The sequence below is a fragment of the Agreia sp. genome, from assembly GCF_964263775.1.
Lineage (GTDB): Bacteria > Actinomycetota > Actinomycetes > Actinomycetales > Microbacteriaceae > Agreia.
In genome coordinates, this window is the sequence record NZ_CAXVWM010000016.1 from 1 (window position 1) to 20877 (window position 20877).

Sequence of the window (20877 nt, forward strand, 5' to 3'; positions counted from 1 at the left end):
GAAGATCATGATCAGCGTGCGGTTGACGCGGAACGGATCGATGTAGGCCGTCGACACGTCGGGGATGATCTGCATGTCCGACTCGTGGATCGACGCGAAACCGCGAATCGACGAACCGTCGAACATCTGCCCGACGGTGAAGAACGACTCGTCGACCGTTGATGCGGGAATTGTGATGTGCTGCTGGACACCGGGAAGGTCGGTGAACCGAATATCAAGGAACTTTACGTCCGTGTCCTTGATGAACTTGAGCACCTCGGAAGAATCACTGAACATGTGAGAGACTCCAAATGGCTTGGTACAGGGGAACAGCTGCGAACGCAGCCGTCCCGAGCCTACGGGGAAGCCATTACCCAGCAGTGACACAAATGTTTCGAGCATGTTACGGCTTGCCCTCATTCCGCTTTCGGTAGCGGCCATAAACTCATCTGGTGCCCGATTCCACCAGCTCGTCATCGCTCAACGGAGCCCCGCCCAGCAACTGGCCGGGGGAGCGCATGGGCTTCCCGAGAGCCGGCGTGGGTTCCGTCGCCCGGAGCGGCCGTCGGCTTGCGGCGATCGCGATCGATTTCGCGGCGTGCTACGTGATCTACTTCGCATTCTTCTTCGGCAACGACTGGGCCAGCCTCGTCATCTTCGCCATCGAGCAGGTCGTATTGCTCTCGACCCTCGGCAGCGGACTGGGCCACTTCGTTCTCGGAATCCGCATCGTCAAGGTCGACGGCGGTTACGCGGGCGTGTGGCGGCCAGCCCTTCGAACAGGTCTGCTGCTGCTGCTCATTCCGGCCCTGATCTGGGATTCAGATCAACGTGGCCTGCACGACGTGTTCGCCGGGACCGTGCTCGTCATGCGGCGCTGAGGCAAACTCTCCTCGCGCCCACATCAGCGACCGCGTTGCGGACGTACCTTGAACGGATCCACGCCCTTCGGAATGGGCATGCCCGTTGAGCCGAGCGACGTGAGGCGATTGCTGACGGCCATGACCTCGGCCTTGTTCAGGGCCGGCTTGACCTTGGCCATCCGGCTCGCGACCTTGTGCAGGGGAAGCGCCTCGGGGTCTCGAGAGTCGACGTAGAGGAACGTCACCGGCACGTTCGGAAGCACTCGCAGAACCTTGCGACGCTCTTCTTCGAGCATACGAGTCGTGCGGGTCTTAGAACCCTCACTGATCAGAACGACGCCGCCGCGCCCGACGGCGCGGTAGACGGCATCCTGCGTCTTGCCGTTCACGGCGACCGGCATCTCGCTGCCCCGCCAGCTGCGCTTGAGGCTCGAGCGGAGCACGGCGCCCACTGCCCCGGGCTGGCCGGCGATCTGCCCGTAGGCTGCCCGTTCTGCACGACGGCCGAGGATGATGAGGGCCACGAGGAAGCCCGCCAACACGCCCGCGACGATCCACATGGCCATCGCGAAGCCGTTGCCATCAGACAGCAGAAGAGCCACGATCAGGCCCGCTGCGACCGGCAGCAGGAACCCGAGGGCCATGATCCAGACGACATTCTTGTCGTAGCGGCGAGTCATGCTGAAGACCTGCCACATCTGCTTGATGGGACCCGGTTCTTTGGGGGGCGTCGGGGTGGATTGCTCAGACTTGCGTGCCATGCGTCTAGGATACCGAGTCGGATTCCTTCATGCCGACCAGTTCGCTCACGGCGGCTCCGCTGCTCCTCCACACGGGCTCGGTCGGCGCACGTCCGCACAGATTTCGGTGCCGCGCCGGGTGTGCGGTTCTCGTGGAACAGCATCGAAGCATGAGTCGTCGTCGCACTAGTTTGTCCGCCCCGCCGAGGGATGACGAGGCCGAACGCAGGGCTCCGGATCAGTCGAGGCTCGACGACGTTGCCGGGCATCGGGTGATGAGGCGCTTTGCGGTGGGAACGAGAGCGACGCTTCTTCTGGCTCGTCGCTCGTCTCCGGGCGAACAGAACGACTCCGGTGCTCGCTTGGTGAAGGTGTTCCATCCGGAGACGCCCATGTCGAGTGTCGACATCGAATTGGCGGCGTTGAGCAGTATCGACACCCCCCACATCGTGCGGCTCATCGACGTGGCCAGCATCGAGGCGGGTGAGCCCCCGTGCCTCGTGCTGGAGAGGCTGCCCGGACCCGCGCTGTCCACCCATCTCGGCCAACACGCTTCGATAGATGCCGGACAGGCCGTCACGATCCTCGCGCCTTTGTGCGCAACGGTGCAGGCCCTTCATGATGCCGGCGTCACGCACGGTGCGATTCACCTGCGCAGAATTGTCTTCGACCAGAGAGGCGCGCCGACGCTCACGGGGTTCGGGCGCGGAATGCTTCGGGAGATGTCAGCGGCACAAGAAGCCGAGTCGCCCGTTCCGGGCCGCGTTCACGCCGTGGCACCGGCATCGACGCGAGCGACCGCATGGCGCGCCGCAGTGCACGATGATCAGCGAGACCTGCTCGCCGTCGTGAGCGAGGTGCTGAGCCGGGTCGACGCCGACGCACCGCTTGCGATGGATCGTGTCGAGATCTCTGCGTTGTCCAGCGAGATCGGAGCGGGACCGAGCAGGGAATTCTTGCCCCGGCTCGAGACAGCGCTCTTCGCTCTGGCCAGGCCACAGGTCGTCGCCGTCGACGCGGTATCGTCTGGCGCGGATTTTCCGGCGCCCGATCAACCTCTGCCGGCGCGGGAGCACTCGGTCGTCTCAGCGCAAGCGACCGAGTACGACTGGGCCGCATCGACGACTGTCGCGCCCCCACCCGAGGCAGAGAATCGGCTCATCGCGGCGCTTCGAGTCCTGGGAGCATCGTCGGCAGTCCTCGAGCTGGCTTCGTCTGTCGTCGACGTGGCCGTTCGGTCGACCTCGCAACGACGCCTAGACCGCGACCAGCCCTCTGCGGAGGGTACGAAGGCACATCGGAGTTCGCCGAGGCACTGGGGCCGCCGACCCCTGATAGTGGGAGTGTCTTGTGCCGTCGTGGCTACCACGGCGCTGCTTCTGGCGCTTCCGTCGTCGGGCGACGGGGCTCAGGCCGGTGCGGGCGACGTTCGGCCATCCGGCACCCACGCTTCCGAGGTACACCCCGGCGAGCCTGCTCGCATCCCGCCGATCGGCGAGGAGCCGAGCCTGCTCGGCGACGATCCCGCCGCCGCGCTTCAGGCTCTTTCTCGCACGAGCGAGGGGTGTTCGGCGAGCACAGAAGAAAAGGCATGCCGCCTGACAGTTTTTCAGACCGAGTACCTCGACTCGCTCCCGGCCGGCGATGCGCCGATCGTGATCGGCGCGGCAGACGCGGTCGTCACTGGCGTATGGGGCGGCTCGGCTCTGGTCGCCGCCCGGCTAAACGACCAACCGGCCTCGTTCCTTCTGATGAAGGGCGAGGCCGGATGGCGAGTGCGTGATGTGTTCGTCGGCGATCAGTAGCCCAGGTTGCCTTCGAAGGCACCTTCCTCGAGACGATTTTTCACCGCGACGAGGAACCGGGCCGCATCGGCACCGTCGACGATGCGGTGGTCGTAGCTCAGCGCGAGATAAACGGTCGATCGAATGGCGATGGCCTCGCCCTCGCCGGTTTTCACGACGAGCGGTTTGCGGGAGACAATGCCGGTGCCGAGGATCGCAACCTGCGGAAGGAAGACCACCGGCGTGTCGAACAGTGCCCCGCGGGATCCCGTGTTGGTCAGCGTGAACGTGCCGCCCGCCAACTCGTCGGGCTTGAGCTTGTTGTCGCGCGTTCGTGCCGCGAGGTCGGCGATCTCGCGAGCGAACCCGGCGAGGTCGAGCTCTCCGGCGTTCTTGACGACCGGCGTCAGAAGACCGCGCTCCGTGTCGACCGCGATGCTCACGTTCTCGTGGTCGGGATAGACGATGCTGTCGCCGTCGACGGTCGCGTTGATGATCGGGTAGGCCTTCAATGCTTCGGTCGCAGCGAGCGCGAAGAATGGCAAGAAGCTGAGCTTGTTGCCCGTCTTCTCCTGGAAAGCACCCTTGACCTTGTCGCGCAGGGCGGCGACCCGGGTCACATCGACCTCGACCACGCTGGTCAACTGGGCCGTGGACTGCATCGACTCGACCGCGCGCTGGGCGACAACCTTGCGCAGGCGCGACATCGGCTGAGTAGTTCCGCGCAGGTCGGACACGGGCAGGGTGGTTGTGACGGCGACTGGGGCATCGGCTGATGCCGACGCGGAGGGCGCCTTGGCTGCCTCGGCTGCGGCGAGAACGTCTTCTTTGCGAATTCGTCCGCCGACGCCGCTGCCGGTGAGCGTCGACAGGTCGATGCCGTTGTCGCCGGCGAGCTTGCGAACGAGAGGGGTCACGTAGCCGGCATTCGCGGCGCGAGACGCGTCATCCGATTTGGATTCGGGCGCGGCCGCAGGTGCCGGTGTCGGTGCTGGCGTCGCCGCGGGTGCCGGTTCAGGCGCGGCCGCGGGTTCGGGTGTCGGTGCTTGCGTCGCGGGTGCCGGTGCCGGCGCTGGTTCGGGTGCCGCTGCGGGTGCGGGCTCCGGCTCGGATGTCTCTGCGGCCTCGGCCGGTGTCTTTTCAGGCTCCGGCGCCGGGGCTGGTGCATCGGCCTCGGTCTCCGCCTCGGTCGACGGTTCCTCGGCCGGGATCTCTTCCGCGGCCTCGGGCGCAGCAGGAGCATCGGACGACGCAGCAGAGCTGCCATCCCCGATGCGCACGAGCGCCGTGCCGACCTCGACGGTCTCGTCTTCCTGAACCAGGATCTCCTCGATCACACCGGCGACGGGTGACGGAATCTCGGTGTCCACCTTGTCCGTTGACACTTCGAGCAGGGGTTCGTCGACCTCGACGCGGTCTCCCACACTCTTGAGCCAGCGGGTTACCGTTCCCTCTGTGACACTCTCACCGAGTGCTGGAAGGTTGACGGATTCGCTCATTAGCTTGTCTCCTTTAGAAACCGATCGTGGTTTTTAGCTTACTTGTATTGGGTCTGTGCGCGGCGCGGTGTCGTCACAGCGCGTGCAGGGGCTTGCCCGACAGCGCGAGGTGCGCCTCGCCGAGGGCCTCGTTCTGGGTGGGATGAGCGTGCACGAGTTGCGCGACGTCTTCGGGATAGGCCTCCCAGTTCACGATGAGCTGCGCCTCGCCGATGAGTTCGCCGACGCGCGCCCCGATCATGTGGATTCCGACGACGGGCCCATCGACGACGCGCACGACCTTGACCGAGCCGGTTGTGCCGATGATGTGGCTTTTTCCGTTGCCACCCAGGCTGTAGTCGTAGGACGTGATGCGTTCAGGGCCGTGCTTCTCGACCGCCTTCGCCTCGGTCAGGCCGACGGATGCGACCTCCGGGTCTGAGTAGGTGACCTTGGGGATGTTGACGTCGTCGACGACCTGCGGCGACAGGCCCGCGATCTCCTCCGCGACGAAGATGCCGTGCTGGAATCCGCGGTGCGCCAATTGCAGGCCGAAAACGATGTCGCCGACAGCGTAGAGGCCGGGCACATTCGTCTCGAGTCGTTCAGTTGTCACGACGAAACCGCGGTCGAGCTCGACACCGACCTCCTCGAATCCGAGATCGTGCGTCGACGGGCCACGACCCACGGCGACCAGAAGGAGTTCGGCCTCGATGCGCCGGCCGTCTTCGAGCATCACGACGACACCCTCGTCATTCTGCTCGACAGACTGAAAGCGCGTGCCCAGGGTGAACTCGATGCCCCGCTTGCGGAATGCCCGCTCGAACTGCTTGCTGATCGACTCCTCTTCGTTCGGCACCAGGTGAGGCAGCGCTTCGATGATCGTCACGTCTGCACCGAACGACTTCCAGACGCTGGCGAACTCCACACCGATGACGCCGCCGCCGAGGATGGCCACCTTCCGTGGAACGAAATCGAGCTCCAATGCCTGCTCGCTGGTGATGACACGACCGCCGATCTCGAGACCGGGGAGCGAACGCGAATAGGAGCCTGTGGCGAGCACGACGTTCGTGCCGGTGATCAGGTCGTCGCCCACCCGCACCTGGGTGGGGGTGACGAGGCGCCCTTCGCCACGGATCACCGTGATCTTGCGTGCCGCGATGAGCCCCTCGAGGCCCTTGAACTTGCTCGACACGATGCTCTCGCGGTAAGCGGTGACCCCGGCCATGTCGACCCGGTCGAACGTGGTCGAGATGCCGTATTTCGCCGAACCGCGAGCCACATCGGCTACTTCTGCGGAGTGAAGAAGGGCCTTCGTCGGGATGCAGCCCCGATGCAGGCAAGTTCCGCCGAGCTTGTCTTTTTCGATCAGTCCCACAGTGAGGCCGAGAAGGCTTGCGCGGAGTGCGGCCGCGTAGCCGCCGCTTCCACCACCGAGGACGACCAGATCGAATTTCTGTTCAGACACCCGCGGTAACTCCCTCGTAAAACTGCATCGTTGCCCGCACTCCACAGGATGGGCGGAACGGGCTTCGGCGACGTGTTTTCGCCTTGTCGAGCCTACTACGGCCGGGTCACTCGGGCCGCACGGGAGCCGCCGCGGAGGCGAGGGCGAGCAGGGTGCGAACGGTCACGCCGGTCGGGCCCTTTCCGGTGTAGCCATAGAGGGAGTCCTTGTTGGTGCCCGCCCCGGCGATATCGAGGTGAACCCAGGGAATGCGGGTCGACCCGTCGGCGGAATTGCCGACGAACTCGCTCAGGAAGACCGCCGCGATGAGCATGCCGCCCGCAGTGTTGCCGGGCTTGATGTTGGCGATGTCCGCGATGTCCGAGTTGAGCATGTTCCGGAACTCCTCCCCGAGGGGCATATGCCAGAAGAGCTCGCCCGCCGCCGACGCCGACTCGAGGACCTCCGCGACGAGCGGGGAGCTGCCCAACGTTCCCACATAGCGATTGCCGAGGGCGACGCTGGCCGCACCCGTCAGGGTCGCGACGTCGATGATGGCATCGGGAAACTCCTCGCTGGCTGCGACGAGACCGTCGGCGAGAACGAGGCGCCCTTCCGCATCGGTGTTCAGCACCTCGACGGTCTTGCCGCCCCGGATGCGGAGGACGTCGCCGGGGCGGATCGCCGTGGCCGATGGCAGGTTCTCTGCGAGGCAGAGCCAGGCAGTCACTTTCGTCGGGAGGCGCAGCCTGGCGGCGGCAAGCACGACGGACAGCACGGTGGCCGCTCCGGCCATGTCGTACTTCATTCCGATCATCGACGCTGCCGGCTTGAGCGAGAGTCCGCCCGAATCGAACGTGATGCCCTTTCCGACGAGGGCGAGATGCCTCGCCGCATCGTCGCCGGGGGAGTAGCTGACCTTGACGAGGCGAGGGGGCCGGCTCGATCCCTGACCGACACCCAAAATGCCTCCGAAACCGTCGTCGGCCAGGCGCGCCTCATCCCAGATAGTGACCTCGACCCCGGGCAGGTCGGCGAGTTCGGATGCCCGCGTGGCAAACGACTCGGGATAGAGATCCAGCGGCGACTCGTTCACGAGGTCGCGAACGAGGTGGATTGCGCGCCCCACCTCTGTGGCGTACTCGATCGCCGCTCCGCCGACGGCGGTCGCGGTGACCAGCGTGAAGAATTGCGCCGGGTGAGAGCGCGCTGAACCGGTGTCGCTGCGATACTCGGTGTATTCGTAAGCCCCCAGCAGGCATCCCTCGAGCGCGGCGCGCGCCTGCGACTCGTCTGCGATCGGCAGCGACATCGCGATCGACTCGACCCCGAGCATCCGTCGGGCCACGGAACCCGTCGCATACCGCAGGTCATCGGCACCCGGCGTGGCAGAGGGAAGCCCGACGAGCGCAAGGGACCGTGCCGCGATCCCCACGGGTGCCGGTACGCGCACGAGGTCGTCTTTGGAGCCCGTGATCCCGAGTATCGCGAGGTCGGCGAAGGCCGGGTCTGTGCCGAGCAGGGCCACCGCGTCGCCGACCAGGGCCGGGCCGTCATCGGTGCGGATCACTCCGAGCACGAGGACATCGGCGACGACATCGCCGACGTCCGACGAAGAGATGGCAAGAGAGGCGAGAGTCATGATTCAACCCTAGGCCGCGGATGTTCGCTCTCGGCATGCCGCGGCGGGCGGGTGCTGACAGCAGCCGCGATTAGAGTTGAATCCATGACGGATTCGAGCGAGCTCTATGAGATCACCGGCGAGCTCGGCAACATCCCTGACGGACTCGACCTGGTGATGGCGCTCACCGGCTTCACCGACGCGGGCGGCGCGATCTCACAGGTGGGCGACTACATCCTCGACAACCTCAGCAACCGCGTCATCGTCGAGTTCGACACCGATACTCTCCTCGACTATCGGGCCAGGCGGCCCGTCATCTACTTCGACCAGGATCACCTGAGCGACTACCAGCCTCCCGCCCTCCGGCTCTACCTCGTGCAAGACGAGCTCAACCAGCCGTTCTTCTTCCTCAACGGATTCGAGCCCGACTTCCGGTGGGAAGCGTTCACCCGGTCGGTGATCGAGCTCATCGGCCTGCTCAAGGTCAAGACCACGACGGCGTTGCACGCCATTCCCATGCCGGTTCCGCACACCCGGCCGATCCGGGTGACTGTGAGCGGCAACCGAGTCGAACTCATCGACGCGCTGTCCGTCTGGAAGCCGCACACCCAGGTGCCCGCCAACGCGATGCATCTCGTCGAGTTCCGACTTCAAGAACTCGCTCATCCCGTCGCGGGATTCGCGCTGCTCGTTCCCCATTACCTCGCCGATACGGAGTATCCGCTCGCCGCGCTCGCCAGTCTCGAGAGCATCAGCGCAGCCACTGGCCTGATCTTTCCCACCGACAGGCTCCGAGAAGAAGGCCGGGTCTTTCTGTCGAAGATCGACGAGCAGGTCGGCACGAACGTCGACCTCGAGAAGCTCGTGGGTACGCTCGAGGAACGTCACGACGCCTACATGCAGGGCACACCGCTCAAATCCCCGCTCACCGACGAAGACGGCGAACTGCCGTCGGCCGACGAGATCGCCGAAGAGCTCGAGAAATTCCTCGCCATCCGCCGTTCAGGCGACGACGACCCAGGGCCCTCCCTCGGTCTCTGACCTCGGCTTCGACACGAGCGCCGTAGCATGGCACGCGTGAACTCTCGAGGCGCCTGGCTCGTTTTCAGCGTCGGAGTCTTCGCCTACATGACCGCCGTCATGCAGCGCACGACGCTCGGGGTCGCCGGTGTCGATGCGGCGCAGCGCTTCGACTCGTCTGCGGCACTGCTGTCGACGCTGGCCGTCGTCCAGCTGGTCGTCTACGCAGGCCTGCAGATTCCGGTCGGCATCCTCATCGACCGGGTGGGTCCGAAATGGTTGATCTCGGTCGGCTGTGCGCTGATGGTCGCGGGGCAACTCGTTCTGTCGCTTGCGCCCGACATCCCCACGGCCGTAATCGGGCGGGTCTTCGTCGGCGCGGGAGACGCGGCCGTGTTCATATCGGTCATCCGCCTCGTCACCTCGTGGTTCGCGGGCGCTCTCGTGCCTCAACTCAGCCAGTGGGTCGGCAATATCGGACAGCTCGGTCAAGTGCTCTCCGCACTTCCGTTCGCCTGGGTTCTTCATGGCTTCGGCTGGTCGACCGCGTTCTCCGTGGCTGCGGCCGTGTCCTTCTGTGCCCTCGTCCTGTCGGTCGCCTTCCTCAGGAACCGCCCCGCGGATGCTCTCGACGAGGGCCGGGTCGGGGGCATGCGCGAGGCGATCCGGATGCTCGCCCCCACGTTGCGCAGGCCGGGAACGCAACTGGGGTTCTGGTCGCACTTCGTGAGTCAGTCCTCGGGAACGGCCTTCACCATCTTCTGGGGATTCCCTTTCCTCGTGTCCGCCGTGGGACTCGACCGCGGCACCGCCTCCACCTTTCTGGTCGTCATCGTGGTCTCGGGCATGGTCGCCGGACCGGTCCTCGGGATCCTGAGCGCACGGTTCCCCTTCCGACGTTCGAATCTCGTGCTCGGTATCACCGCCTCACTCGCACTCGTGTGGGCGAGCGTTCTTCTCTGGCCCGGCGTTCCTCCGGTCTGGCTGATCGGAATCCTCACCGTGACCCTGGGAGTCGGCGGCCCCGGATCGCTCATCGGCTTCGACTTCGCCCGGTCGTTCAACCCCGCCCGGTCACTGGGCTCGGCCAACGGTGTCGTCAATGTCGGTGGATTCATGGCGAGTTTCGTCATGATCTTTCTCATCGGGTTCATTCTCGATGTGCAATTCGATGCAGGCCTCACGACGACGCTCTACTCCATGGATGCTTTCAGGCTGGCCTTCGCGGTTCAGTACCTCGTGATCGGCGCCGGAGTCGTGTTTCTCCTTCGCGCTCGTCGGCATACCCGTCGACGACTTCAGGAGGATGAGGGAATATCGGTGGCCCCCTTATGGGTTGCACTGGTAGGCAAGTGGAAGGCCGGCCGCCGGTAGACGTCAGGGCGATTCCGCATTCCATGCAATAATTGAAAATCAAGACCCGTTCTTGTGCAGGGTGTCCGAGCAATCGGCCGCGACGAAAACCCGCACTTGACATGGGTCTTAGTAATGTCAGAAAACAACTCCAGCCTCCAATCGGCATCGGCTTGTGAAAGTCGAATCCACCCGGTGAGACCGGCGTGAAAGGTGATCGTATGGCCACCCGCAAATCAACCACAACACTCGAACCCACCACCGACGAGGCTGTCGCAGTCGCGACCAAGCCGGTGACGAAGGCAGCCGCAACGAGAGCCGCGAAAGCCGCGGCAGCGAAGGCCGCACCCGACGCTCACGCGCCAGCAGCCAAGACGCCCGCAGCGGCAAAGGCACCCACGAAGGCCGCCGCCGCGAAGACCGCTGCCGCTGCCAAGAAGGCCAAGGCTGCCGCCGACGCCGACGGCCCTGGCACGGATGACGACGCCGCGGTCGTCGTGGAGGTCGTCGTCGACGATGACGAGACCACGACCGACGACGAGTCCGACGACAGCGCCCCCAAGGCTGCGGCCGAGATCGTTCTCCCCGCCGGCGCGCTGGTCATTTCGGACGCCGACGACGACAACGACGTTCCGGTCTATTCGACCGCGATCACGGGTGCCACGGCCGACCCGGTCAAGGACTACCTGAAGCAGATCGGCAAGGTCGCTCTGCTGAACGCGGCCGAAGAGGTCGAACTGGCCATGCGTATCGAGGCTGGGCTATTCGCCGAAGACACCATGTCGACCATGAGCGAGGCCGAGAAGAAGTCCGCCTTCGGTCGCGAACTCCAGTGGGTCGCCCGCGACGGCGCCCGCGCCAAGAGTCACCTGCTCGGCGCGAACCTGCGTCTGGTCGTCAGTCTCGCCAAAAGGTACACGGGTCGCGGAATGCAGTTCCTCGACCTGATCCAGGAGGGCAACCTGGGCCTGATTCGAGCGGTCGAGAAGTTCGACTACACCAAGGGGTTCAAGTTCTCGACCTATGCCACCTGGTGGATCCGACAGGCGATCACGCGCGCCATGGCCGACCAGGCCCGCACCATCCGCATCCCTGTTCACATGGTCGAGGTCATCAACAAGCTCGCTCGTGTGCAGCGCCAGATGCTGCAAGATCTCGGACGCGAACCCACGCCCGAAGAACTCTCGCGCGAACTCGACATGACACCCGAGAAGGTCGTCGAGGTGCAGAAATACGGCCGGGAGCCCATCTCGCTGCACACGCCGCTGGGCGAAGACGGCGACAGCGAGTTCGGTGACCTCATCGAAGACACCGAGGCCGTGGTTCCCGCCGACGCCGTGGGCTTCACGATGTTGCAGAAGCAGCTCGAGTCGCTCCTCGACTCCCTGTCCGAGCGTGAGGCGGGCGTCATCCGCATGCGCTTCGGACTCGGCGACGGCATGCCGAAGACGCTCGACCAGATCGGTGACACGTTCGGTGTCACCCGTGAGCGAATCCGCCAGATCGAATCCAAGACCATGGCGAAGCTTCGTCATCCGTCACGGTCGCAGTCACTGCGCGACTACCTCGAGTAGGCCGCGGATGCGCTATATCGCGCCCGTCCTCGTCGGTCGTGCGGTTCGGGCGGTCACCCGGGCGCGCGGCGGCGGTTCGGCGCTGCCCGGCTACATCGTCAACAAGATGGCACCGGGCTTCATCAAGAATGTCGTCGCACAGTTCGAGTACGGAATCGTCTTCGTGCTCGGTTCGAATGGAAAGTCGACGACGACCCACATGCTCACCGAGGTTCTCCGCGGGCACGGGTTGACCGTCTTCACCAACCCGTCAGGGGCGAATCTTCCGCAGGGAATCTCTTCCGCCCTCCTGTCGGAGGTGCGGGTGACCGGAAAGCTGAAGGCCGACATCGGCATCCTCGAGGTCGATGAGGCCTTCGCCCTCGAGCTCTCGAAGACACTGCTTCCGTCGACGATCCTCATGCTCAACGTGCAGGTCGACCAGCTCTACCGGTTCTTCGAGACCGAGGTCGTCGCCGACATGATGCTCGACACGGCGGCTGTCGCCACTCGGCACGTGATCAGCAACCGCGACGACGCGTACCTGTCGAAGATCGGCGAGATCCTCGACGAACAGGGCGCCCGCGTTCCCGACGTCACATATTTCGGTGCGTCGCCGAAGCTCGTGGCGAGCTCCGCGCACGGTCTCTTCAACGCGGCAAATCACCGCGAGAAGGCATCGACGTCGTCGATCGACGCGCTCGCTGAGCTCGAATCGTGGGACAGCGCGGGAGCGCGCATCCGCGTCGACGGTGAACTGGTCGAAATTGCTCTGCCCGCCAAGGGCCTGCACTACGGCGTCGACGCCGCCGCGGCCCTTGCGACGGCGGCACGCGTGCTCGGGGTGCATTTCGATCTGACTCGAGCGTCTGCCGCATTCTCGGCCATGACCCCGGCGTACGGGCGCGGCGAGCTGCTCGACTTCGGCGACGAGAAGGTCGAGTTCGTGATGTTCAAGAACGCCGCGAGCCTGCAGCTGAATCTCGACGCACTCCCGGAGGCGCCGGAGCAGGTGATGATCGCCATCGACGAAGGAACCCCAGACGTCTCCTGGCTGTACGACATCGACTTCGCCCAGCTCGATCACGTCGACGTTCTGACGGGCGCCAAAGCCTGGCAGTTCGCGCTTCGACTCGAACACGAGGGCATCCCGGTGGGCACGATCGAGCCCGATCTCAAAAAGGCGATCGAGTTGATGCGTGCCCTGCCCTCGCCGAAGAGGGGCCACAAGACCTGGGTGGTCAATTACGAGCAGATGATGCTCGCCAGAAAGATCATCGGCTACGGCGACATGGAGGTCTCGTTTTGAGTTCGTCATCCGCAATTCCGGTCTCGATCCTCGAGCTGTACCCCGACGAGCTCGAGGCCAGCGGCGAACGCGGCAACGTCACCGCCCTCACGGCCAGGCTTGAGCGAGCAGGCCACCTCGTCACGGTGACGCAGCACTCGATCGGGCAGAGAGTTCCGAACGATGCCGACATCGTCGTGATCGGCAACGGCCCCGTCTCCGCGGTTCGCGCGGTGCACTCCGACCTCCTCGAGAATGCCTCGGGCCTGCGAACCCTTGCAGACGACGGAGTACCGTTCTTCGCCGTCGGCGCAGGAGCGGAGCTTCTCGGAGGCGGCATCACGCTCACCGATGGGAGCATCCTGAGCGGACTGGGCATTTTTCCCTTCAACGCCCGCCGAGGCGTGCCGCGCCAGGTCGGCTACATCGTCGTGGAGGCCGCCCAGGGCACGATCGTCGGGTTCGAAGACAATGCGTCGGAATGGAATCTCGACTCCGGCGCGGTTCCCCTCGGTGTCGTCACGAGCGGAGGAGGAAACGGCAACGGCCGAGAGGGCGTCTTGTCGGGCGCATCCATCGCAACCCAGACGAAGGGGCCCGTCCTCCCGCTGAACCCATCGCTCACCGATGCCGTGATCCGAGCGGCCCTCGAGCGCCGAGACGTGGCCTACGCGCCGTCCGCAGCCCACGCCGAGCTCGATCGTCTTGCCGCAAAATCCAGAGAAGTCATCGTTGCGAACGTCAAGAGCGTCTTCACCACGATCTGATGATCACGATGTCCGCCGCGATCCGCTCGTCGCCTCCACGCCGGGCTGTCATCAGCCTCGACGTTCTGCGGGGCAATGCGCGCATCCTCTTCGACGCGAACTCGGCGTCGCCGCGTGTGGTGGATCTGAGGGGAGACGCCTACGGACACGGTGCCCTCGCCATAGCGAGCGCATTCGAGCGTGAACAAGTCGACGCGTTCCTTGTTTCCGACGAAGCGAGCGCGCGGGCGCTCCGAGAGGGCGGCGTGGCGACGCCCGCCGTCCTGGGCGCCCAGCTCTCTCACGACAAATCGACCGTTCTCGGGCCAGAGCTGTTCGGCCTCGATTCCCCGGCCGTTCCTGATCCCCGCGCTCAAGGACTGCTGCCAGCGCTCACCCTCTCGGCTCGCGTCTTCTCGACCAAGAAGGTGGGTGCCGACGAGGGTGTCTCCTACGGCTACGTATACCGCACGTTGCGGGCGACGACGCTGGCCATGGTCTGCCTCGGGTATAGCGACGGCGTAGACAGGCACGCCTGCGAGGGAGGACGCGCATGGTTCGCGGGCTCCAGCCATCCCATCGCGGGACGCGTGGCGATGGACGTCTTCATGCTCGACGTGGGCGACAGCGTCGTTTCGCCCGGCGACGAGGTCGTGCTGTTCGGCGACGAGAGCCAGGGGTTTCCGTCGCCCGTCTCCTGGGCGGCAACGCTGGGCAAGACCGCGGCCGAGGTCACGGCGTCACTCGGCGACAGGATCGTTCGGAGCTATCGATGACCCGCGACGCAAGCGAGATCGTGGTCGATCTGAGCGCCCTGCAGCACAACGTCGCCGTGCTGACGGCGTTGGTCGCCCCGTCCGAGGTGATGGTCGTCGTCAAGAACGACGCCTACGGGCACGGACTCGTCGACGTGGTCCGCTCGTCGCTCGCCGCCGGCGTCACCTGGATCGGCGCTCTCGACCTGCCGACGGCGCTCGCGCTTCGAGGGGCAGGGATCTCGCCACCGACACGAATCTTCGCCTGGCTGCTCGATCCTTTCGACGACCTCGAGCCGGCCATCTCGTCGGCCATCGACCTCGGCATCTCGACGATCGAGCAGCTCGACGCCATCGCGTCGTCCCGCAGCGGCGTCGCAGCACGAATCCATCTCAAAATCGACACGGGGCTGCATCGCAACGGCGCGACGGTCGAAGACTGGCCGAGGCTCGTGGCTCGCGCCGTGCAACTCGAGAAGCAGGGCGTCGTCGAGGTGGCGGCCGTGTGGACGCACATCGCCGAAGCAGATGACGCCGAGGACTCGACCTCCATCGCCCGCTTCGAAAGTGCCGTCACGCGTGCGCGCGAACTCGGCGTCGAGGCGCCCATTCGTCATCTCGCGGCCAGCGCGGCGGCCTTCTCACGCTGCGACGCCCGCTTCGATCTCGTGCGCTTCGGGGCTTTCGTGTACGGCCTGCCGCCCGGTGGCGGGCCGAGCGCACAGACCATGGGACTGCGACAGGTGATGACGTTGCGCTCGCGTGTCACGGCCATCGAGGGGCGATCGGATGGCCGCCGCCGGGCCTCCATCGACCTCGGCTACGCCGACGGCATCTCGACTCGTGCCCCCGGGCGCATCGGGGTGGCGATCCACGGCCGACGCCTGCCGCTGATCGCGCCTCTCGAAGTCGACCGCGCATGGATCGACCTGGAGCCGACAGACGATGTTGCCGTGGGAGATCTCGTGACGCTCTGGGGAGACGGCGGCGCGGGCGAGCCGACCCTGCAGGAATGGGGCGACGCCACGTCGACCATGTCAGAGGAGCTCGTCGTTCGCCTCAGCCCGCGCATTCCCCGGCGCATGGCCTGATCGGCGACGATCGTCTTCGCCCGAGCACTCGAGCTGCGGCATCAGGTGTCTATGCGCTCTCGAGACATGCCCTCGGATCCCGCGATGATGAACTCCTTACGCGGAGCGACGTCGTCTCCCATCAGCAGATCGAATGTCCGTTCCGCCCGCTCGGCATCACTCACGCCGACCCTGCGCAGCGTGCGATGCCGCTTGTCCATCGTGGTGGTCGCCAGCTGGTCGGCATCCATCTCGCCCAGGCCCTTGTAGCGTTGGATCGGGTCCTGATAGCGCTTCTTTGCCTTGTCGAGTCGTGACAGCAGCGTGTGCAGTTCGGCTTCGGAGTAGGTGTAGATCGTCTCGTTGGGTTTCGTGCCCGGGTTCATCACGACGACCCGATGCAAAGGCGGAACGGCCGCGTAGACCCGGCCGTCTTCGACGAGCGGCCTCATGTAGCGAAAGAACAGGGTGAGAAGCAAGGTGCGGATGTGGGCGCCGTCGACATCGGCGTCGCTCATCAGGATTATCTTGCCGTAGCGGGCGGTCGCCAGGTCGAAGGAACGACCCGAGCCTGCGCCGATGACCTGAATTATCGAGGCGCACTCGGCATTGCCGAGCATGTCGGAGACCGAGGCCTTCTGCACGTTCAAGATCTTGCCTCGAATGGGCAGAAGCGCCTGGAACTCGCTGTTGCGCGCCAGCTTCGCCGTTCCGAGGGCCGAGTCTCCCTCGACGATCATCAGCTCGCTCAAAGCGACATCGTTGGATCGGCAATCCACCAGCTTTGCGGGCAGTGACGACGACTCGAGCGCGTTCTTTCGGCGCTGGGTCTCTTTGTGTGCCCGCGCCGAGATGCGCGACTTCATCTCGGCGACGACCTTGTCGAGCACGAGCGCGGTCTGCGCCTTATCGTCGCGCTTCGTCGACTCGAACCGCTCTTTCAGACCCTTGGCGACGACCTGAGAGACGATGTTTCGCACGGCCGGAGTTCCGAGAATCTCTTTCGTCTGTCCCTCGAACTGTGGTTCGGGCAACCGAACGGTGAGCACGGCCGTCAATCCGGCCAGCACGTCGTCTTTCTCGAGCTTGTCGGTGCCCGCTTTGAGTCGGCGGGCGTTGGCCTCGACGCTCTGGCGTAGAAACTTGAGCAGGCCCGTTTCGAAGCCAGCCTGGTGGGTGCCACCTTTGGGGGTCGAGATGATGTTCACGAAACTGCGGAACGTCGTTTCGTAGCCGGTTCCCCAGCGCAGGGCCAGGTCGACCTCGCATTCCCTGCTGAGCTCTGTGGGTACCATCGCGCCTTGCGGAGAGAGCACGGGCACGGTCTCGGTGAACGACCCGGTTCCCTGCAGCCGCCAGGTCTCGGTCACACCCGAATCCGTTGCGAGGTGTTCGACGAACTCGGCGATGCCGCCATCGAAACGGAATGCGTCGCGTCGGGGTTCGTCGCCGCGCTCGTCTGTGATGCCGAGGGAGAGTCCGGGAACGAGAAACGCTGTTTGGCGCGCTCGATCGAAGAGTTCCTCAGTCTGGAAACGCGCCGTCGAGCTGAAGATCTGACGGTCGGCCCAGTAGCGGATGCGGGTTCCGGTCACCCCTCGCCTGACCTTGCCGACGATGCGCAGTTCGCTGCCGTTCTCGAACGGGGTGAACGGCGCATCCGGAGTGGGCGTCGAACCGGAATCATCGAAGACGCCCGGCTCACCCCGGTGAAAAGACATGGCGTAGGTCTTGCCGTCGCGGTCGACCTCGACATCGAGGCGCTCAGACAGGGCATTCACGACAGACGCGCCCACGCCGTGCAGGCCACCGGACGCCGCATACGATCCCGACCCGAACTTTCCGCCGGCATGCAGTTTGGTGAAAACGACCTCGACGCCCGACAGGCCCGTCTTCGGCTCGATGTCGACGGGGATGCCGCGTGCCCGGTCGCGCACCTCGACGCTTGAGTCGGCGTGAAGCTGAATCTCGATCTCGGAACCGTGGCCGCCCAGGGCTTCGTCGACGGAGTTGTCGATGATCTCCCAGACACAGTGCATGAGCCCGCGTGAATCGGTGGAACCGATGTACATGCCCGGGCGCTTGCGCACAGCCTCGAGGCCCTCTAGTACGGACAGGTGCCGTGCGGAATAGTCGGCCGATGCCACGTGTTCTCCCAAATAAGCGTGGGGCCGATCGGATCGGGGCCCGACGTTCAACTGTAGTTACCGCAGCGGCGTGCCAGGTCTTCGACACGAAAGCGACTATTAGGCGTACGCGCAGAGCGAAACACCCGCAAAACCGGCACCCCCGAAACAGACACATGATTTGATGAGGAGAACGGTTGTCGAGCATCGAGGCGTGAGGAGCATCACATGCACACAACAGCAACGGAGAACGGCACCATCACAGACGAGACCACCTACCAATTGACCGGCGCAGACCGCTGTGACAGCTGCGGCGCGCAGGCCTACGTTCGGGTCGAGATGGAGTCCGGCAGCGAGCTCTTCTTCTGCTCGCACCACGGCAAGAAATTCCACGACAAGCTTTCGCCGCTCGCGAAGAGTTGGCTCGACGAGTCGGCCAGGCTGCTCGAGAAGTAGTCGCCGAAGCTGACGCCCACGCGCACAGAGGCCGTTCCCTACCGGGGAGCGGCCTCTTCTTCTGCCTGAGGCATGTCTCCTTCTGTGTGAGGCATGATTGAACCGATCGTGGAGCCGATGGATCCGATGATGGCCTCGAGCGGCACGCCGGAAGCATCGCGACGGGATCCGCCCTCTGGCAGCCCGCGCACCGCGCCGTCTGCCGAGACGGCCAGCGGCGGCTGCGGGCCCACCCAGGCATGCAGCATGATGTCTTCGCCCTTCAGGAACCGCTGGGCGCGGACGCCACCGGTCGCGCGGCCCTTGGCGGGAAACTCCGAGAGGTCGGACACCTTGGCGCTGCCCGGGTCGGTTCCGGGAAGAACGGATGTGCTGCCGGCGACGGTCGTCACGATGGCATCGTCGGAAGGCGACACGGCTCCGAAGAAGATGCAGCGAGCGCCAGGCGAAAGCTTGATTCCTGCCATGCCCCCGGCGGTACGACCCTGAGGCCGAACGGAACTCACCGAGAAACGAAGCAACTGGGCGTCGGACGCGACGAAGACGAGCTCGCTCGCTTCGCCGGGCTGCGCGACACCGACGACTGAGTCGCCCTGCTTGAGTGCGATGATCTCGAAGTCGGGCTTGTTCGCGTAGTCCTGCGCGATCAGCCGCTTCACGACGCCGCTCGAGGTGCCCAACGCGATCGACTGTGCCGAGTCGAGTGACACTATGCCGACGACGCGTTCCTTCTTCGTGTCGAGCCCCAGGTATTCGGCGATGCGTACGCCGGCGGCCAGTTGCACGGAGTTGACCGGCACGACGGGCAGATCGAGAACGGGCATGCGAATAAGCCGTCCGAGCGTGGTGACGGCGCCGACCTCGCTGCGGCTCGTCGTGGTCACCAGTGAGAGCACGGCATCGTGACTCGCGCGTCGGGTCGTCGACCCGGGTAACGGCGCGGCATCCACACCGTCGGGATAGTCGATTCGGATGGCCCTGCCCGTCGTGCTGAGCACGATCGCGCAGGCGGTGTCGGCCAGCTCGAGTATCACGGGCTGCGCACGGCGCGAGGAGGGAGCGTCGCCGGGCTTCGCCTCGGTGAGCAGGGTGCGTCGCGGCGTGCCGAGCGTGTCGGCGACGCCATCCAGTTCAGCCGAGACGGTCTTGCGGATGAGGGCGGGCGAGCCGAGCAGGGCGGTGAGCTGCTCGATCTCCCGGCGCAGCGAATCCCTCTCGGCCTCGAGCTCGATGCGGGAGAATTTGGTGAGGCGCCGAAGACGGAGCTCGAGGATGTAGTCGGCCTGCAGCACGCTCAGCTCGAACACGTCGATCAGCCGAACACGAGCCGCCTCGGTGTCATCGCTCGCGCGAATCACCTGGATGACCTCGTCGATGTCGAGGATGGCGATGAGGAGACCCTCGACCAGGTGCAGCCGTTCGGTTCTGCGGGCGAGGCGGAAACGAGTGCGCCGTGTGACCACCTCGATGCGGTGGTCGATGTACACCTGCAGAAGGTCTCGTAGCCCCAAGGTCTGCGGCTCGCCGCGCACGAGGGCGACATTGTTGATGTTGAACGACTCCTCGAGCGGTGTGTAGCGGTAGAGCTGTTCGAGAACGGCGTCGGGGCTGAACCCGGTCTTGATGCCGATGACCAGCCGCAGGCCGTGGGTGCGATCGGTCAGGTCGGTGACGTCTGAAATGCCGGCCAGCTTCTTGCTGGTGACTCCGTCTTTGATCTTCGAGATCACCTTCTCGGTGCCTACGAGATAGGGCAGCTCGGTCACGACGATCCCGACTTTGCGTGCCGTGAGATTCTCGATGCTGACGCGGGCGCGCGTCTTGAAGCTCCCTCGTCCGGTCGTGTAGGCATCGCGGATTCCGGCCAGGCCCACGATCGTTCCGCCTCCGGGCAGATCCGGACCGGGGATGAAGGACATCAAGTCGTCAATCGATGCATCCGGGTTGCCGATCAGGTATCGGGCGCCCGCGATGACCTCCACGAGATTGTGCGGCGCCATGTTCGTCGCCATGCCGACCGCGATGCCCGCGGCTCCGTTGACGAGCAGGTTCGGAAACGCTGCCGGCAGCACATCGGGCTGGGTGAGTTGGTTGTCGTAGTTCGGCACGAAGTCCACGACGTCTTCGTCGAGGCCGTCAGTCATGGCGAGGGCCGCTGCCGCAAGACGGGCCTCGGTGTACCGGGGTGCCGCCGGGCCGTCATCGGGTGAACCGAAATTCCCGTGTCCGTCGATCAGGGGAACCCGCAGGGTCCACGACTGGGCCATGCGCACCAGGGCGTCGTAGATGGCCGTGTCGCCGTGTGGATGCAACTTGCCCATGACCTCGCCCACGACCCGGGCACTCTTCACGTGTCCCCGGTCTGGACGAAGGCCCATGTCGCTCATCTGGTAGAGGATGCGACGCTGAACGGGCTTGAGACCGTCGCGGGCGTCGGGCAGTGCCCTCGAGTAGATCACCGAATAGGCGTACTCGAGGAACGAGTCCTGCATCTCGGTGGAGACGTCGACATCGAGGATCTTCTCGGGCGTCTCGGGGGATACGTCTGGGATCTGGGGGGTCATACCTGAATGGGGGCTTTCGTCGAAGAAAGGCGGC

At 65.1% G+C, this 20877-nt stretch carries 18 protein-coding genes; 10 read left to right on the forward strand and 8 right to left on the reverse strand.

Annotation, left to right across the window (positions count from 1 at the left end):
* Positions 1 to 420, reverse strand: a 420-nt coding sequence (locus ACE5CZ_RS01740; RefSeq protein WP_374945637.1) for a glutamine synthetase, incomplete at its 3' end; no start/stop codon positions are given.
* An 11-nt stretch (positions 421 to 431) separates the two neighbouring features.
* On the opposite strand from ACE5CZ_RS01740, the gene ACE5CZ_RS01745 reads away from it, so the two are divergent.
* Positions 432 to 860 carry an RDD family protein gene (locus tag ACE5CZ_RS01745; protein ID WP_374945638.1) on the forward strand — a complete coding sequence of 143 codons (429 nt, stop codon included), beginning with the start codon at positions 432 to 434 and terminating at the stop codon, positions 858 to 860.
* A 23-nt stretch (positions 861 to 883) separates the two neighbouring features.
* On the opposite strand, the gene ACE5CZ_RS01750 is transcribed toward ACE5CZ_RS01745, so the two are convergent.
* Positions 884 to 1603, reverse strand: coding sequence for a DUF4191 domain-containing protein (locus ACE5CZ_RS01750; protein WP_374945639.1), 720 nt, complete (start codon positions 1601 to 1603; stop codon positions 884 to 886).
* A gap of 217 nt (positions 1604 to 1820) precedes the next feature.
* Entirely contained in the window at positions 1821 to 1976 is a 156-nt protein-coding gene (locus tag ACE5CZ_RS01755) for a hypothetical protein (RefSeq protein WP_374945640.1), read from the reverse strand.
* On the opposite strand from ACE5CZ_RS01755, the gene ACE5CZ_RS01760 reads away from it, so the two are divergent.
* Positions 1975 to 3387, forward strand: coding sequence for a protein kinase (locus tag ACE5CZ_RS01760; RefSeq protein WP_374945641.1), 1413 nt, complete (start codon positions 1975 to 1977; stop codon positions 3385 to 3387). The two genes, ACE5CZ_RS01755 and ACE5CZ_RS01760, sit on opposite strands and share 2 nt — an antisense overlap.
* On the opposite strand, the gene sucB is transcribed toward ACE5CZ_RS01760, so the two are convergent.
* From sucB to ACE5CZ_RS01775, 3 genes are all read right to left on the reverse strand, one after another.
* Positions 3381 to 4865 (reverse strand): 2-oxoglutarate dehydrogenase, E2 component, dihydrolipoamide succinyltransferase, encoded by a 1485-nt coding sequence (gene sucB, locus ACE5CZ_RS01765; RefSeq protein WP_374945642.1) that lies wholly within the window; start codon positions 4863 to 4865, stop codon positions 3381 to 3383. The genes ACE5CZ_RS01760 and sucB overlap by 7 nt on opposite strands.
* 73 nt (positions 4866 to 4938) lie before the next feature.
* Positions 4939 to 6312 (reverse strand): dihydrolipoyl dehydrogenase, encoded by a 1374-nt coding sequence (lpdA, locus tag ACE5CZ_RS01770; protein ID WP_374945643.1) that lies wholly within the window; start codon positions 6310 to 6312, stop codon positions 4939 to 4941.
* Between the two features lie 106 nt (positions 6313 to 6418).
* Positions 6419 to 7933, reverse strand: coding sequence for a leucyl aminopeptidase (locus tag ACE5CZ_RS01775; RefSeq protein WP_374945644.1), 1515 nt, complete (start codon positions 7931 to 7933; stop codon positions 6419 to 6421).
* Between the two features lie 84 nt (positions 7934 to 8017).
* Here ACE5CZ_RS01775 and ACE5CZ_RS01780 point away from each other — a divergent pair, with 84 nt between their 5' ends.
* From ACE5CZ_RS01780 to alr, 7 genes are all read left to right on the forward strand, one after another.
* Positions 8018 to 8953 (forward strand): proteasome assembly chaperone family protein, encoded by a 936-nt coding sequence (locus tag ACE5CZ_RS01780; RefSeq protein WP_374945645.1) that lies wholly within the window; start codon positions 8018 to 8020, stop codon positions 8951 to 8953.
* Between the two features lie 36 nt (positions 8954 to 8989).
* The gene (locus tag ACE5CZ_RS01785) at positions 8990 to 10306 is read left to right on the forward strand and encodes a nitrate/nitrite transporter (protein ID WP_374945646.1); all 1317 of its coding nucleotides are present in this window, start codon (positions 8990 to 8992) and stop codon (positions 10304 to 10306) included.
* Between the two features lie 200 nt (positions 10307 to 10506).
* Positions 10507 to 11859, forward strand: coding sequence for an RNA polymerase sigma factor (locus ACE5CZ_RS01790; protein WP_374945647.1), 1353 nt, complete (start codon positions 10507 to 10509; stop codon positions 11857 to 11859).
* Between the two features lie 7 nt (positions 11860 to 11866).
* On the forward strand, positions 11867 to 13147 hold the full coding sequence (locus ACE5CZ_RS01795; RefSeq protein WP_374945648.1) for a MurT ligase domain-containing protein: 1281 nt from the start codon (positions 11867 to 11869) through the stop codon (positions 13145 to 13147).
* The gene (locus ACE5CZ_RS01800; protein ID WP_374945649.1) at positions 13144 to 13893 is read left to right on the forward strand and encodes a hypothetical protein; all 750 of its coding nucleotides are present in this window, start codon (positions 13144 to 13146) and stop codon (positions 13891 to 13893) included. The genes ACE5CZ_RS01795 and ACE5CZ_RS01800 overlap by 4 nt, the downstream gene beginning before the upstream one ends.
* 8 nt (positions 13894 to 13901) lie before the next feature.
* Positions 13902 to 14648, forward strand: coding sequence for an alanine racemase (locus ACE5CZ_RS01805; RefSeq protein WP_374945650.1), 747 nt, complete (start codon positions 13902 to 13904; stop codon positions 14646 to 14648).
* Entirely contained in the window at positions 14645 to 15718 is a 1074-nt protein-coding gene (alr, locus tag ACE5CZ_RS01810; RefSeq protein ID WP_374945651.1) for an alanine racemase, read from the forward strand. Before ACE5CZ_RS01805 ends, alr begins: the two co-directional genes overlap by 4 nt.
* Before the next feature lie 41 nt (positions 15719 to 15759).
* Here alr and ACE5CZ_RS01815 read toward each other — a convergent pair whose 3' ends face one another.
* A complete protein-coding gene (locus tag ACE5CZ_RS01815) occupies positions 15760 to 17844 on the reverse strand; it encodes a type IIA DNA topoisomerase subunit B (RefSeq protein WP_374945652.1) in 2085 nt (694 codons plus the stop codon).
* A 207-nt stretch (positions 17845 to 18051) separates the two neighbouring features.
* Between ACE5CZ_RS01815 and ACE5CZ_RS01820 the strand changes: the two genes are divergently transcribed.
* Positions 18052 to 18279 (forward strand): hypothetical protein, encoded by a 228-nt coding sequence (locus ACE5CZ_RS01820; RefSeq protein WP_374945653.1) that lies wholly within the window; start codon positions 18052 to 18054, stop codon positions 18277 to 18279.
* A gap of 38 nt (positions 18280 to 18317) precedes the next feature.
* On the opposite strand, the gene ACE5CZ_RS01825 is transcribed toward ACE5CZ_RS01820, so the two are convergent.
* Positions 18318 to 20843: a DNA topoisomerase (ATP-hydrolyzing) subunit A gene (locus ACE5CZ_RS01825; protein ID WP_374945654.1), complete on the reverse strand. Its 2526-nt coding sequence runs from the start codon at positions 20841 to 20843 to the stop codon at positions 18318 to 18320.
* Between the last annotated feature and the right edge of the window lie 34 nt (positions 20844 to 20877).